Origin of the sequence: Mesorhizobium australafricanum, assembly GCF_033977265.1 — a bacterium.
Taxonomy (GTDB): domain Bacteria; phylum Pseudomonadota; class Alphaproteobacteria; order Rhizobiales; family Rhizobiaceae; genus Mesorhizobium; species Mesorhizobium australafricanum.
Genome location: NZ_JAVIIT010000002.1, coordinates 570875 through 584536 on the forward strand (window position 1 = coordinate 570875; position 13662 = coordinate 584536).

The 13662-nt window shown below is 64.0% G+C and carries 13 protein-coding genes; 4 read left to right on the forward strand and 9 right to left on the reverse strand.

Features of this window, described 5'->3' with window-relative positions:
- Window positions 1–29: 29 nt before the first annotated feature.
- The 3 genes from RFM98_RS06185 to RFM98_RS06195 all read right to left on the reverse strand — a co-directional run bounded on the left by RFM98_RS06185 (window position 30) and on the right by RFM98_RS06195 (window position 2745).
- Window positions 30–671: a 5'-methylthioadenosine/S-adenosylhomocysteine nucleosidase gene (locus tag RFM98_RS06185; protein WP_320308008.1), complete on the reverse strand. Its 642-nt coding sequence runs from the start codon at window positions 669–671 to the stop codon at window positions 30–32.
- 228 nt (window positions 672–899) lie between these two features.
- Window positions 900–1361 carry a PaaI family thioesterase gene (locus RFM98_RS06190; protein WP_320213315.1) on the reverse strand — a complete coding sequence of 154 codons (462 nt, stop codon included), beginning with the start codon at window positions 1359–1361 and terminating at the stop codon, window positions 900–902.
- 94 nt (window positions 1362–1455) lie between these two features.
- Entirely contained in the window at window positions 1456–2745 is a 1290-nt protein-coding gene (locus RFM98_RS06195; RefSeq protein ID WP_320308009.1) for an RsmB/NOP family class I SAM-dependent RNA methyltransferase, read from the reverse strand.
- A gap of 331 nt (window positions 2746–3076) precedes the next feature.
- Here RFM98_RS06195 and RFM98_RS06200 point away from each other — a divergent pair, with 331 nt between their 5' ends.
- Window positions 3077–3754 carry an MIP family channel protein gene (locus tag RFM98_RS06200; protein WP_320308010.1) on the forward strand — a complete coding sequence of 226 codons (678 nt, stop codon included), beginning with the start codon at window positions 3077–3079 and terminating at the stop codon, window positions 3752–3754.
- A gap of 74 nt (window positions 3755–3828) precedes the next feature.
- On the opposite strand, the gene katG is transcribed toward RFM98_RS06200, so the two are convergent.
- Complete coding sequence (gene katG, locus RFM98_RS06205; RefSeq protein WP_320308011.1) at window positions 3829–6039, reverse strand: catalase/peroxidase HPI; 2211 nt, start codon at window positions 6037–6039, stop codon at window positions 3829–3831.
- Between the two features lie 166 nt (window positions 6040–6205).
- On the opposite strand from katG, the gene RFM98_RS06210 reads away from it, so the two are divergent.
- Window positions 6206–7114, forward strand: a complete 909-nt coding sequence (locus RFM98_RS06210) for a hydrogen peroxide-inducible genes activator (protein ID WP_320308146.1) — start codon at window positions 6206–6208, stop codon at window positions 7112–7114.
- Between the two features lie 19 nt (window positions 7115–7133).
- On the opposite strand, the gene RFM98_RS06215 is transcribed toward RFM98_RS06210, so the two are convergent.
- From RFM98_RS06215 to RFM98_RS06230, 4 genes are all read right to left on the reverse strand, one after another.
- The gene (locus tag RFM98_RS06215) at window positions 7134–7940 is read right to left on the reverse strand and encodes an amino acid ABC transporter ATP-binding protein (protein WP_320308012.1); all 807 of its coding nucleotides are present in this window, start codon (window positions 7938–7940) and stop codon (window positions 7134–7136) included.
- Window positions 7937–8872 (reverse strand): amino acid ABC transporter permease, encoded by a 936-nt coding sequence (locus RFM98_RS06220; protein WP_320308013.1) that lies wholly within the window; start codon window positions 8870–8872, stop codon window positions 7937–7939. The genes RFM98_RS06215 and RFM98_RS06220 overlap by 4 nt, the downstream gene beginning before the upstream one ends.
- Window positions 8873–8926: 54 nt before the next feature.
- Complete coding sequence (locus tag RFM98_RS06225; protein ID WP_320308014.1) at window positions 8927–9784, reverse strand: ABC transporter substrate-binding protein; 858 nt, start codon at window positions 9782–9784, stop codon at window positions 8927–8929.
- A gap of 96 nt (window positions 9785–9880) precedes the next feature.
- Complete coding sequence (locus RFM98_RS06230) at window positions 9881–10891, reverse strand: isopenicillin N synthase family dioxygenase (protein WP_320308015.1); 1011 nt, start codon at window positions 10889–10891, stop codon at window positions 9881–9883.
- 92 nt (window positions 10892–10983) lie between these two features.
- Between RFM98_RS06230 and RFM98_RS06235 the strand changes: the two genes are divergently transcribed.
- Window positions 10984–11928, forward strand: coding sequence for a nucleoside hydrolase (locus RFM98_RS06235; protein WP_320308016.1), 945 nt, complete (start codon window positions 10984–10986; stop codon window positions 11926–11928).
- A gap of 175 nt (window positions 11929–12103) precedes the next feature.
- Window positions 12104–12778 carry a TetR/AcrR family transcriptional regulator gene (locus RFM98_RS06240; protein ID WP_430682260.1) on the forward strand — a complete coding sequence of 225 codons (675 nt, stop codon included), beginning with the start codon at window positions 12104–12106 and terminating at the stop codon, window positions 12776–12778.
- 247 nt (window positions 12779–13025) lie between these two features.
- On the opposite strand, the gene RFM98_RS06245 is transcribed toward RFM98_RS06240, so the two are convergent.
- A complete protein-coding gene (locus RFM98_RS06245; RefSeq protein ID WP_320308018.1) occupies window positions 13026–13640 on the reverse strand; it encodes a poly-gamma-glutamate hydrolase family protein in 615 nt (204 codons plus the stop codon).
- Window positions 13641–13662 lie beyond the last annotated feature (22 nt).

Below are 13662 nucleotides of genomic sequence, written 5' to 3' on the forward strand. Positions count from 1 at the left end.
GCGCTGCGGCTTTCGGTCCTTTTCCAGCTTTAAGCGAGGCGGACCGCGCCGGATGCGATCGCCTGCTCCAGGAAGCCGACGGCAGCGGCGAGCTTCTCGTCGATGACGTGCAGATATTCCGTCCAGTCGTTGACGTGCCTGAGATCGGCGGCGCCATCGGAAATGCCGCGTAGCCCAATCAGCGGCACGCCGAACAGCTGGCAGGCGCGCAGGCAGGCGAAAGTTTCCATATCGACCATGTCGGCATCGATGGCGTCATAGGCAAGACCGGAGATGATCGCGCCGCCGGTCGAGAGCGCGGCGGTCTTGATGCCCGGAATAACGAAGGGCAGCGGCACCGCCACCGGCAGGTCGAGGAAAGGCGTCGCGCCCTTCTCGAAGCCGAGTGGCGAAGCATCCATGTCGCGATAGCTCACCGACACGGCCTGGTAGATTTCGGCCTGTTCCAGCTTTCGGCTGCCGGCCGAGCCCAGCGAAACGATCAGGTCGGGAAGCGCTCCTTCGGCCTTCAACGCCGCAAGCTCGGCGCCCAGCCTGACACCGGCCTCGACCGGACCGACGCCGGTCATCAGCGGCGTGAACAGGTCCTTGAGGTGCTGGCCGTATTCAGCCTCGACCGCCATGACGAAGAGAACGGATTTGCCCGACAGGCGCGACACTTTGACAGTCATGACGACGCTACCCCCTATTTGTTGCCACTACGAAGAGAAAGGGGGCAACGTGCCCCTCGCCGCCTGCCGGCCCTTCGCTATGGCTCCGGGCGTTCGTCGCTCGAAAAGCCCATTCGGGGGCTTTTCGTCCGCTACGCGGACCGCCTGCCGGCCCTTCGCTATGGCTCCGGGCGTTCGTCGCTCGAAAAGCCCATTCGGGGGCTTTTCGTCCGCTACGCGGACCGCTCCTCACCCCTCAATCCCGTCGCGGCCGACCACCGTCATCATCGTGCCGGTCATGGTGGCGATCAGCTTGGCCTCGCCATCGGTGGCGAAGGCGTAAGCCTGGCCATCGGCAACGATGATGGTGCGGCCGGGCTTTGTCACCGAGCCGCGGAACAGGAAGCGCTCGCCCCTGCCCGGCGCCAGAAGGTTCACCTTGAACTCGATGGTCAGCACGCTGGAATTCTGCGGCATCAGCGAAAAGGCCGCGTAGCCGCAGGCGGAGTCCAAAGCGGTGGAGATGACGCCGGCATGCAGGAAACCATGCTGCTGGGTGAGCGAGGCCGAGTACGGCATCTCGATCTCGATGATGCCGGGCGTCACCAGCGTCAGCTCGGCGCCGATCGTCGCCATTGCCTCCTGCCGGGCAAAGGACGCCCTGACGCGTTCCTCGAAATCGGGAGCGGGTACGATCTTGGCTGCTGCCATGGCGCTTTGCCTCATATTTGCTGGCGAAGCTTATTGCAGAGCCATGCAAGACAGGCAATCTTTTATGTTGCAGCGCAACAAAGGCCAGATGTCCTCAAGCAGTCCTGCGCAAGGCATGGAGATAGAACCCGTCGGTGCCGCTGAGCGCCGGCGACAGCGAGATCCCGCCGGTGCCGGCAATACGCGCGGCTCCTTGATGGCCGGGGAAGCGATTATCCCAAAGCTGGCGATGATCGACCGGCGCAAAGCCGTCATGGCGCGCGCGAAAAGCCGCGACCTGCTCGCCGTTTTCGGCATCGAACACCGAACAGGTGATGTAGACCAGCAAACCGCCGGGTTTGACGAAGGCCTGCGCCGTATCGAGGATCGCCTGCTGCTCTCCCTTTCGGGCGTCGAGCTGCCTTTCCGTCAATCGCCATTTGGCGTCGGGGCGCCGCCGCCAGGTGCCGCTGCCGGTGCAGGGCGCGTCGATCAGCACGAGGTCCATATGGTTGGTGAGCGGCGCAAGCTCCGCAGGTTTGCTGACGACCTGGACGTTGCGGTTGTGCGAGCGGCGGATGCGCTCGAAGATCGGCGCCAGCCGCACCTTCTCTGCATCATGGGCAAAGAGCTGGCCTGTATTGCCCATCTCCGCCGACAGCGCCAGCGTCTTGCCGCCGGCGCCGGCGCAATAGTCGAGCACCTGCATGCCGGGCTCGGCACCAGCGAGCGCCGCGGCAAGCTGTGAGCCCTCATCCTGCACCTCGAACCAGCCTTTCTGGAAGGCCGGCTCGGCCTGCACGTTCGGGTGACGGCCGTCGCCGTCGATCGGCGGGATACGGATGCCGTGCGGCGCGATTGCCGCGGGCGCCGCGCCCGTGCCCTGGAGCTCGGCCAGCACCTTGGCGCGATCGGCCTGGAGCGTGTTGACCCTGAGATCCAGCGGGGGGCGCTGCGCCAGAGCCACGCCTTCCTCGACCCAGGCGTCGCCATAGGCTTGCTCGAGCAGCGGCGCGCACCAGTCCGGCACATCCGCCCGCACGGCCTCGGGCGCCTCGTCAAGCCTGCGCTCGGTCGCCGCCTTCAGCTCGCCGGTGCTGAGCAGCGGCGGCGCGAATTTGTCGCCGTCGAGGGCGTCATTCAGCGACTGCGCCGTCTGACCCCATTCCAAAAGAAGCGCGCCGAAGCCGATGGCGCGCGGCGTGTCCTCGCCAAACAGCCAGCCGGCCGAGCGTTTGCGGCGCAGCGCGTCATAGACGATGTTGCCGATCGCCGCGCGATCGCCGCCGCCGGCGAAGCGATGTGACAGGCCCCAATCGCGCAGCGCGTCGGCCACCGGCCGGTGACGCCGGCCGATGTCTTCCAAAACCTCTATCGCCGCCGCCAGCCTTCCGCCCAGTCGCATCCCGTTTTCCGCTTACACCACAAAATTAGCTCCAGCCCGCTCTTAAAGCGTTTCAGGCCTGGATTGAAAGAGTTCTGTTCGGCTTGCCTGTGAAACCATGTTTTCAAAACCAGGCGATTTTCGCCGAACGGTTTTTCAAAGCAGGCGACGCCGTCGAAAAGCAAGACAATCGACCAGAATATGAAAGGTCTCTAATGCTTTTGACTGGCAAGCACAAGCAGCCGGCTGGCTTAACCTCTCAGCTTTCCAAGTGTTGCCGGCGGGAATACTCTCCCGGCAGTGATTCGCGGCGCGGGAAACGCGGTTTGACGGATCCTATGAGGAGAGGGCAATGAAGACTTATCTGGCAGAAGTTCTCGGCACGTTTTTGTTGGTGTTCATCGGCACGGCCTCCGTGGTCACGGGCGGTTTCGGCGGCGCGCTGCCACTCGGACAGGAAGGCATCGGCCTGGCGTTCGGCATCGGCCTGATCGCCGCGGCCTATGCGATCGGCCCGATCTCGGGCGCGCATCTCAATCCGGCGGTGACGCTCGGCGTGTTCCTGGCGGGGCGGATGCCGGCCAAGGATGTCGTCCCTTACTGGATCGCGCAAATCATCGGCGCCATCATCGCTTCGCTGGCGCTGTGGATCATCGTTTCCGGCCAGGCCGGCGGCCACACCGGCGGCTCCGGCGCCAATGGCTGGGACGAGGCGAAATGGGGCATGAGCTCGGCCTTCCTGTGGGAGCTGATCGGCACCTTCACCTTCGTCACCGTGATCCTCGGCGTCACCAACGCCAAGCACACCACCGCCTTCGCCGGCCTGGTCATCGGCCTGACGCTGGCCGGCATCCACTTCGCCATGATCCCGGTGACCGGCACCTCGGTCAATCCGGCGCGCTCGATCGGCCCGGCGCTGTTTTCGGGCGGTGCTGCGCTCAGCCAGCTCTGGCTGTTCATCGTCGCGCCGCTGATCGGCGGGGCGATTGCCGGCGTCGTCGCCAAGGCCGGCATCTTCGAAAAAGACTGATCCGTCTTGAAGGAATGAACGAAAAAGGCGCGGGCCTGGCCCGCGCCTTTTTACTTGGGAGGTACGACCTTATTTCATTTCGCGATGTCGAAGCGGTCGGCGTTCATCACCTTCGTCCATGCCTTGACGAAGTCCTTGACGAACTTGGCCGTGGCGTCGCCCGATCCGTAGACCTCGGAGAGCGCGCGCAGTTGCGCATGCGAGCCGAAGATCAGGTCGGCACGGGTGCCGGTCCACTTCACCTCTCCGCTCTTGCGGTCGCGCGCCTCGTAGACCTCGTCCGAGCCGGGCTGGGAGCCGGCCGCCGGATCCCAGACAGTCGCCATCGAGAGCAGGTTGACGAAGAAGTCGTTGGTCAGCGTGCCCGGCCTGTCGGTGAAGACGCCGTGCTTCGACCCGCCGGCATTGGCGCCGAGCACGCGCAGGCCGCCGACCAGTACCGTCATCTCCGGCGCCGTCAGCGTCAGGAGCTGGGCGCGATCGACCAGCATCGCTTCGACCGACATCGGCTGCTTGCCTCTGCTGTAGTTGCGGAAGCCATCGACTTTCGGCTCCAGCGCGGCGAAGGAGGCGACATCCGTCTGTTCCTGCGAAGCGTCCATGCGGCCTGGCGTGAAGGGCACCTTCACCTCATTGCCGCCGTCCTTTGCCGCCTTCTCGACCGCGGCGACGCCGCCAAGCACGATGAGGTCGGCGAGCGAGACCTTCTTGCCGCCGGTCTGTGCTGCGTTGAACTCCTTCTGGATGGCTTCCAGCTTGCTGAGCACCTTCGAAAGCTGAGCCGGCTGGTTGACCTCCCAGTCCTTCTGGGGGCTGAGGCGGATGCGGCCGCCATTGGCGCCGCCGCGCTTGTCCGAACCGCGGAAGGTCGAGGCCGAAGCCCAGGCGGTGGAAACCAGCTCCGACACCGACAGGCCGGAGGCCAGGATCTTGGCCTTGAGTGAAGCGATGTCGGCCTCGCTCGCCAACTCGTGGTCGATCGCCGGGATCGGATCCTGCCAGATCAACTCTTCCTTCGGCACGAGCGGGCCGAGATAGCGAACGACCGGGCCCATGTCGCGGTGAGTGAGCTTGAACCAGGCGCGGGCGAAGGCATCGGCGAACTGCTCCGGATGCTCATGGAAACGACGCGAGATCTTTTCGTAAGCCGGATCGAAACGCAGCGCGAGGTCGGTGGTGAGCATGGCCGGTGCGTGGCGCTTCGAAGTGTTGTGCGCGTCCGGAACGGTGCCGGCGCCGGCGCCGTCCTTCGGCGTCCACTGATGGGCGCCCGCCGGGCTCTTCGTCAGTTCCCACTCATAGTTGAAGAGGTTGTCGAAGAAGTTGTTGCTCCATTTGGTCGGCGTCGTCGTCCAGGTGACTTCGAGGCCTGAGGTGATGGCGTCGCCGGCGATGCCGGAGGCATATTTGCTCGACCAGCCGAGGCCCTGCGCCTCGATGCCGGCGCCTTCCGGCTCGGCGCCCACCAGCGAGGCATCACCGGCGCCGTGGGTCTTGCCGAAGGTGTGGCCGCCGGCGATCAGCGCCACGGTCTCCTCGTCGTTCATCGCCATGCGGGCGAAAGTTTCGCGAATGTCGCGCGCCGCAGCGATCGGGTCCGGCTTGCCGTTCGGGCCTTCCGGATTGACGTAGATCAGCCCCATCTGGACGGCGCCGAGATGGCCGCTCAGCTCGCGGTCACCCGAATAGCGCTCGTCGGCAAGCCATTTGGTTTCGGAGCCCCAATCCACATCCTGCTCCGGCTCCCACACATCGGCGCGGCCGCCGGCGAAGCCGAAGGTCTTGAAGCCCATCGATTCCAGCGCGACGTTGCCGGTGAGGATCAACAGGTCGGCCCAGGAAATCTTGCGGCCGTATTTCTGCTTGACCGGCCACAGCAACCGGCGCGCCTTGTCGAGGTTGGCATTGTCCGGCCAGCTGTTCAGCGGCGCGAAACGCTGCTGACCGGCACCGGCGCCGCCGCGCCCGTCGCCGATGCGATAGGTACCGGCGCTGTGCCAGGCCATGCGGATGAAGAGCGGCCCGTAATGGCCGAAGTCGGCTGGCCACCAGTCCTGCGAATCCGTCATGACCTTGTGCAGGTCCTTGACCACCGCATCGAGGTCGAGACTCGCGAACTCCTCGGCATAGTCGAAATCCTCGCCCATCGGGTCCGAGAGGTTCGACTGCTGGTGGAGAACGGCAAGGTCGAGCTGGTTCGGCCACCAGTCACGGTTGGTCCGGCCTGCGGATCCATGCGCGACAGGGCATTTGCCAGCGCTGTTGTCGTCGGTTTTCGCGTCCATCTTAGTCTCCGATTCTGCCGAGGTTTTTGCCGAGGTTGAATTTTGCCGAGGTTCCCGAGTTTCGGGAGGCGGCCATTGGCCGCGCCAACCTGGAATGATTCCAGACTAGGCCGACCGGCCGATAAAGACAAATTGCCTTTGCTGTTTGTTTTGATAACCTTTGCTTATGATTGGCCTCACCGTCCGGCAGATGCAATATTTCGACGCGCTGGCGCAGACGCTGCATTTCGGCCGCGCCGCGAAGCTCGCCGGCGTCAGCCAGCCGGCCCTTTCCGCGCAGATCGCCGAGATGGAGGAGCGGCTGAACTGCCTGTTGTTCGAGCGCGGCGGCAAGACGGTGCGCATGACCGACGAGGCGCTTGCCTTGCAGCCGCGTATCGAGCGCATTCTGGCCGATATCCGTGACGTCGAGACGACTGCCCGGCGCGGCCGTCCGACCATGGCGGGACGCTTCCGGCTGGGCATCATCCCGACGGTCGCGCCCTATCTGCTGCCGCATGTGCTGCCGGAGCTGAAGAAGCAATATCCCGCCCTGCAGCTCGAACTGCGCGAGGCGGTGACCGCATCGCTGGTCGAGGACGCGACCTCCGGCCGGCTCGACGCCTTCATCGCGGCCTTGCCGCTCGATCAGCCGGCGATCGTCACCGACGAACTTTTCCCCGATCGCTTCTTCCTCGCGGTGCCCGCCGGCGATCCGGCCTTCGCTTCGCCGCCGGTGCCGCCCGAGAGCCCGGCGCTGGAGCGGCTGATGCTTCTGGAGGAAGGCCACTGCCTGCGCGAGCAGGCTTTAGCCGTCTGCGGCAATGTGCGGCCGGTGGCGATGGCAAGCTATGGCGCGACCAGCCTGACGACACTCTTGCAGATGGTGGCGCATGGTCTCGGCGTCACGCTGGTGCCGGAAATGGCGGCAAGGGCCGCCGGCGTCATGCCGGACCTGAGGATCGTGCCGTTCCAGGAACCGATGCCGCAGCGCCTGATCTGCATGGCCTGGCGCCGCAACAAGGTAAGGCAGGACGAGTGTGTGGAACTGGCCCGGATCATACGCGGGCTGGATCGGGCGGTGCTGGGGGCGTGAGGCGGCCGTCAGATCAATCTCAAAGAACCCGCGACAGGAATTCGCGCGTGCGTGGCGATTGCGGATCGGCGATCATCTCGCGCGGCATACCGCGTTCGACGATCACACCGCCATCCATGAAGACGAGCTGGTCGCCGATCTCGCGGGCAAAGCCGATCTCGTGGGTGACCACGACCATGGTCATGCCGCTCTCGGCGAGATCGCGCATGACCTGCAGAACCTCGCCGACGAGCTCCGGGTCGAGCGCCGAGGTCGGCTCGTCGAAGAGCAGCACTTTCGGCTTCATCGCCATGGCTCGGGCTATCGCGACGCGTTGCTGCTGGCCGCCGGAGAGCTCGCGCGGATAGCGGTCGACCTTGTCGAGAAGGCCGACGCGCTTGAGCAGGATTTCCGCCTCGGCCTTCGCCTGGTCGGGCGCGACGCGCCGCACCTGCGTCGGCGCCTCGATGAGATTCTCCATCACTGTCATGTGCGAAAACAGGTTGAAGGACTGGAACAGCATGCCGATCTCGGCGCGCCGCCGGCAAAGCAGATCATCCTTCACCTCGTAGAGCTTGTCGTCTTGGAGGTCGTAACCGACGAACTGGCTGTCGACGAGCAGGAGCCCGCCAGTGATCTTCTCCAGATGGTTGATGCAGCGCAGGAAGGTGCTCTTGCCGGAGCCCGACGGGCCGATGATGCAGGCGACCGAGCCTGCCGGCACATCGAGATCGATGCCTTGCAGCACGTCCAGCTGGCCGTAGGATTTGCGCACGCCGCGCGCGAACACCATGGAATCGGCGGGCACGCCGAAGCGGGCGCGGTTCTCGGATCTCACGTCGCTCATCGGGCGATGCCGCGCAGGCTGATGGCGTTGCGCAGCGCGCGCATCGTCAAAGGATCGCGCCGCGTGTCGCTGCGGCCGAAGTGGCGCTCGAGAAAATGCTGGCCGACCGACATGATGGAGACCACCGCGAGATACCAGAACGCCACGACGATCAGCAGCGGGATCGTCTCGAAGGTGCGCGCATAGATGCTCTGGGCCGAATAGAACAGGTCGTCGACCGCAATGAAGGTCACCAGCGACGTCATCTTGAGCAGGTTGATGGCCTCGTTGCCGGTCGGCGGCAGCACGAAGCGCATGGCCTGCGGCAGCGTGATGCGCTTCAGGATCATGCGGTAGGGCATGCCGAGCGCGCTCGCCGCCTCGGCCTGGCCCGACGGCACCGACTTGATGCCGGCGCGGATGATCTCGGCCATGTAACCCGCCTCGCAGAGCGAAAGCGCGATGACGGCCGAGAAGAAGGGCGTCATGAAATCGTTGGTGCGGGCGGAGAAGATCGTGCCCAGGAACGGCAGGGTCAGCGAGACCTCGCGCACCAGAAGCGACAGATTGAACCAGAAGATGAGCTGGATCAGCGCCGGCACGCCGCGGAAGAACCAGACATAGACGCCGGCGAAGCCGCGCAGCACCGGGCTCGGCGACACGCGCATGATGGCGATGACCGTCCCGATGACGATCGCCAGCGCCATGATCACCACCGTGAGGATCAAGGTGTTGGCGAGGCCGCGCATGATCGAGGGATGGAAGATATAGCCCGCGGCCGTCTCCCAGGCGAAGGCGGGATTGCTGGCGAAGGCGCGGACGATGAGGAAGGCCAGCAGCAAGGCGAACGCCGTGCCGACCCAGATGCCATAACGGCGCTGCGGCACGACGGTGAGCCGCGCGACCGCGGCGCCCGCCTCGACGCCGATTTCTGCCGGGTGGGCCACGCCCATCGCTGGTCTCCTGCAGTTGGATGGCGCCCGATCAGGAACCGGGCGCCGGATATCTCATTCGGCCCGCAGCGCGTCCATCGCGCCGACGAAATACGGTTCCTTGATCGCGTAGGCGCCCATGCCGTATTTGTCGAGGATAGTCTTGTAGGTGCCGTTCTTGAACAGTTCCGCGAGTGCCGCAACCATCATGTCGGCGGTCCCCTTGTCGTCCTTGGCGATAGCGAGGCCCAGCGGCGCGACGTCATAGAGGGTCGGCAGGACGACGAGCTGGCCCTTGCTGGTCACCTCGAAGTAGCTGGAGGCGGTCGCATCGTCCATGCGGGCGTCGACGCGGTCGGAGAGCACCGCCTGGACGATGTCGGTCGACGAATTGAATACCGATTTCTCGATCGCCGCCTGGCCCTTGCCGGCGCATTCCTTGCTCAGCTTGTCGACCAGGAAGTCTGACGCGCTGCCGGCCGAGACGCCGATGCGCTTGCCGCAAAGCGGCGTGTCGCCGCTAAAACTCGCCTTCTTGTCCGGCGAGGTCGAGACGGCAAGGCCGGCCTTGAGGAACATGACGAAGTCGACCTGCTTGAGGCGCTCAGGCGTGGCCGAGAAGGTTTCCCAGGCGATCTTGAAGCGGCCCGCCGCCAGGCCGGGGATCATCGACGGGAACGGCGTGCGCTGGACATCGAGCTTGGCGCCGGCAAGCTTGGCGACCGCGCCGGCCAATTCGATGATGATGCCTGTCTGCTTGCCATCGGCATCGAGATATTCGAACGGCGCAAAGTCAAGAGTATTGGCGACGGCGAGCGTCCCGCTTTGCTGAACCTCGGCCGATTTCGGAATTTCGGCGGCGTTCGAAAGACCGCTCCAAGCGGTGGCAAATGCGCCCAGCGCCAAACCGGTCATGCACAGATATGTTTTCATTGTCGTTCCCCTGTCGCTCATTGCATTGGTTGCAATTTCATCACTCACCCCGCGCCGTGCCATATGGAGCGGCGCGGAGGCGGACCGTTCCACCGCTTACGCGCTTGCCGCTTCGGCGGCTTTCTTCTTGCGGTAGTGGTAGTTCTTGTCGATACGCTCCATCAGGTAGTCGCCATAGAGCACCGGCTCGTATTTCGGCTTGGCGCCGGCCGGCACGCAGACGGGAAGCGCCTCGATGACCTCGTCCATCGACGGGTCGAAGAAGAAGGGCTGCGAATAGCGCTCGCGGCCTGACCGGTTGATGACGCGGTGCGGCGTCGAGACGAACTGGTCATTCGACCAACGCGCCAGGATGTCACCGACATTCATGACGAAGGAATCCGAGACCGGCGGCGCCGGCACCCATTCGCCAGCTTTGTTCTTGACCTCCAGCCCGCCGACATCGTCCTGCGCGAGCAGGGTGATAAAGCCATAGTCGGTGTGCGGCGCCGAACCGAACAGCCCCTCCTCCTGCGGCTGCGTCGGATAGTGCAAAAGCCGCAGGAAGGTAGTCGGCTGCTCGAAATAGCGGTCGAGTCTGCCGGCAGGCAGGCCGAGCGACAACGCAATGGCACCGACCATCTTGCGGGCGAGCGTGCCCATCTCGTCGACATAGCGCTCGATCGTTTGCCTGAAGCCGTCGAGCGACTCGTCCGGCCACTGGTTGGGACCTTGCAGCGGCTTTTCGGCGAGGGCCCTCGGATCGTCTTCGCCGACTTCATGCATGAAGAAGATCGATTCGCTCTGGTTCGGCTTGCTGACGGTCGCCACCGACGAGGTGACGATGGTCGAGCCGGCAAAGGGCAGATAGCCGCGGAAATTCCTGTCGATCTTCAGCTTGAGCTTCTCTTCCTCCGGCAAGGCGAAGAAACGCTTGCTCGCCTCGCGCACCGCCTCGACATCGGCGCGCGGGATCGGATGGCCGACGACATAGAGGAAGCCGATCGTCTCGAGATGACGGCGCAGGGTCGCCGCGGTCGCCCGGATTGCCTCCTGGTCGCCGCCGTAGAGAGCCGACACATCGAGGATCGGAATTTCGGAAAAGTCGCCGCGCTCTCGTTCGTCCATTTTCGAACACCCTGTCTTGAACATAAGATACAGTACTGTATTTCTACACATCCGGACGGGCTCATCAATAGGCATTCGAAGGCAGGCACGACATGGCACCACGCAAAATCATCATCGACACCGATCCTGGCCAGGACGACGCCTTCGCGATCCTGTTCGCGCTCGGCTCGCCGGCCGAGCTCGAGGTGGTGGGCATCACCACGGTCGGCGGCAACGTGCCGCTTGCGCTGACCTCGAAGAACGCGTTGAAGGTGGTCGAGCTTGCCGGACGGTCCGATGTGCCGGTCTATGCCGGCTGTCCAGGCCCGACGGTGAAGAAGCTGATGACGGCCGAATATGTGCACGGCAAGACCGGGCTCGACGGCGCCGACCTCCCCGAGCCGGTCACACCGCTGCAGAGCGAGCATGGCGTGAACTATCTTGTCCGCGCCATCATGGATGCGCCGGAGGGCGAACTGACCGTCTGCACGCTCGGGCCGATGACCAATCTGGCGGTGGCGATGACCATGGAGCCGCGGATCATTCCGCGGCTGCGCGAAGTGGTGCTGATGGGTGGTGGTTTCTTCGAAGGCGGCAACGCCACACCCGCTGCCGAATTCAACATCTTCGTCGACCCGCATGCAGCGCACAAAGTGTTCGACAGCGGCGTGCCGCTGACGATGGCCGGCATCGACTGCACCTACACCGCGATGATGACGCTGGAATGGCTGGACCGCCTGCGCGCCACCGGCAGCAGGGCCGCGATCGAGGCCGCCAACCTCGCCGACTTCTATCGCCAGTATGGCAGCCACAAATTCGGAACGCCCGGGCGGCCGATCCACGACGCCTGCGTCACTGGCTATCTCTTGGCACCGGAGATCTACGAAAAGCGTCAATGTGCCGTGACGGTGGATATCGTCTCGCCGGAGACGATCGGCATGACCGTCGTCGATTGGTGGCACGTCACCGGCCGGCGCAAGAATTGCAATGTGCTGCGCCGCATCGAGCCGGCGCCGTTCTTCGAGCTTATGCTGCAGCGGATCAGCGCATTGCCCTGATGCATGTCACCCAAAAGTGTATAGCGGTTTTGGGAGAACGACATGCATGGAGCAAAAGACACGTCGTGTTCCGTGGTGAACTGCGATGGATGCGGGTTGCGAAGCGAGCAAACATCGGCTTGATCAGGAGAGGCTTGGCGAATTGCCGCCGACCGCCATGGAGGTCTGAAAGCAGTTGAAAGCGGATGCCGCCTTGGCGAAGACGAAACGCTCCTCCAGAGCGCGGGCCGGATCGACGACGGCCCGACGGACGCTGAGCCGCGATGCCTGGATTGCCGCTGCGCGCAAGGTGCTGGAAAAGCGCGGCATCGCCGAGGTCAAGATCGACCGCCTCTCCAAGCAGCTGAAGGTCACGCGTGGCAGCTTCTACTTCCACTTCACCAGCCTCGCCGACCTTCGCGACGGCCTGCTGCAGGAATGGCGCAACATCAACTGCGCGCCGTTTTGGGCGATGCGCGAGCTGCACGACGTGGACGGACTGCAGTTCTTCACCGACATCGTACATGTCTGGGTCGACGAGGCACCGTTCAGCCCCCTGCTCGATCTCGCCGTGCGCGACTGGTCGCGCACATCAAGGCAGCTGGCGCAGGAAGTGAAGGACATGGACGATCTGCGCATCGCGCTCCTCATCCGCTCCTTCCGCGCCATGGGCTACTCGCCGGACGAAAGCCTGGTCAGGGCGCGCATCACCTATTTCCACCAGATCGGCCAATATGCGCTGTCCTTCAAGGAAGACCCGGCCGTGCGCCGCAGCTACCAGCCGCTGTTCGGCGAGGTGCTGCTTGGCCCGCTCGTCGAGGAACCAGGCTCGGCGCCGAGACCGTCGGAGATAAAGGCCGGGCAGCGATAGCAGAGGTGGCTCGGCAGGACGAAGCGCAGATCATCCGCGGGCTGGACCAGGCTGGTGCTCGCCTGTCGCGAACCTTGCCGGCCTAATGCATGTCGCCCAGAAGTGTGCAGCGGTTCTGGGACAACGACATGCATCAAACAAAGACTTTAAAGCGCGTCGCCTGAATCCGGTTCAGCGCGACGCGCTTTAGCGCGGTTCGCCGTTTCACGGCAACGGCGAACCGCCCTATCTCTTTGTTTTTACGCAATTACGACACAATCGAACCATTTCGGGCATCGAATATCTCGATTGCCTTGCGGACCGCCCCACAGAATTTTTCCAGAAGTTCCAGCTCGTTCCCTAGTCGCTGGCGCAGCGAGAAAGGTACTTCCAGCTGTGCTCCTTTCCCCGTCAGTCCACGATTGACGATGTTCAAATCGTGGATGCCCGGAAATGGGTGGTCATCCTTTTTTGTCTTGAAGCCGGCCTCCTGCAGACGCCCGGCTATTTCTGAAATCAGCGCGGCGTCCTTGCCGCCCATATAGACCGCCGAGGGGTCATCGCGATCGTGTCGACCGTGGACAGCAACGACCGTGGACTTCGTCCGCAACAGTTCGAGCGCGGATTCCTCGTCAAAGTTCCTCGACGTTATGTGCAGCTCTCGATTGCTTTCCGGCATAAGCCCTTCAAAGCAATACATATCGAGATCGCGCCCTGCTATCGTCTCGGTGATCAAGGAGGTGCGGGGTTCGATTTTGCCGCCATGCGGGGCCATGACGATCGCATTGCCGGTTCGCGCGCCGCGCCGGACGACTATGCGATAATCTATGTTTTCAGCTTTGGCGGTTCTCAACGCCGCGAAATTCGGAAACTCGTTATCCATAACCTGTCCAAATACGCATAGT

What these genes read in the sequence shown, in the direction of transcription:
- RFM98_RS06185 (WP_320308008.1), bottom strand. Translation starts at nt 671, where the DNA reads ATGACTGTCAAAGTGTCGCGCCTGTCGGGCAAATCCGTTCTCTTCGTC.
- RFM98_RS06190 (WP_320213315.1), bottom strand. Translation starts at nt 1,361, where the DNA reads ATGGCAGCAGCCAAGATCGTACCCGCTCCCGATTTCGAGGAACGCGTC.
- RFM98_RS06195 (WP_320308009.1), bottom strand. Translation starts at nt 2,745, where the DNA reads ATGCGACTGGGCGGAAGGCTGGCGGCGGCGATAGAGGTTTTGGAAGAC.
- RFM98_RS06200 (WP_320308010.1), top strand. Translation starts at nt 3,077, where the DNA reads ATGAAGACTTATCTGGCAGAAGTTCTCGGCACGTTTTTGTTGGTGTTC.
- katG (WP_320308011.1), bottom strand. Translation starts at nt 6,039, where the DNA reads ATGGACGCGAAAACCGACGACAACAGCGCTGGCAAATGCCCTGTCGCG.
- RFM98_RS06210 (WP_320308146.1), top strand. Translation starts at nt 6,206, where the DNA reads ATGATTGGCCTCACCGTCCGGCAGATGCAATATTTCGACGCGCTGGCG.
- RFM98_RS06215 (WP_320308012.1), bottom strand. Translation starts at nt 7,940, where the DNA reads ATGAGCGACGTGAGATCCGAGAACCGCGCCCGCTTCGGCGTGCCCGCC.
- RFM98_RS06220 (WP_320308013.1), bottom strand. Translation starts at nt 8,872, where the DNA reads ATGGGCGTGGCCCACCCGGCAGAAATCGGCGTCGAGGCGGGCGCCGCG.
- RFM98_RS06225 (WP_320308014.1), bottom strand. Translation starts at nt 9,784, where the DNA reads ATGAAAACATATCTGTGCATGACCGGTTTGGCGCTGGGCGCATTTGCC.
- RFM98_RS06230 (WP_320308015.1), bottom strand. Translation starts at nt 10,891, where the DNA reads ATGGACGAACGAGAGCGCGGCGACTTTTCCGAAATTCCGATCCTCGAT.
- RFM98_RS06235 (WP_320308016.1), top strand. Translation starts at nt 10,984, where the DNA reads ATGGCACCACGCAAAATCATCATCGACACCGATCCTGGCCAGGACGAC.
- RFM98_RS06245 (WP_320308018.1), bottom strand. Translation starts at nt 13,640, where the DNA reads ATGGATAACGAGTTTCCGAATTTCGCGGCGTTGAGAACCGCCAAAGCT.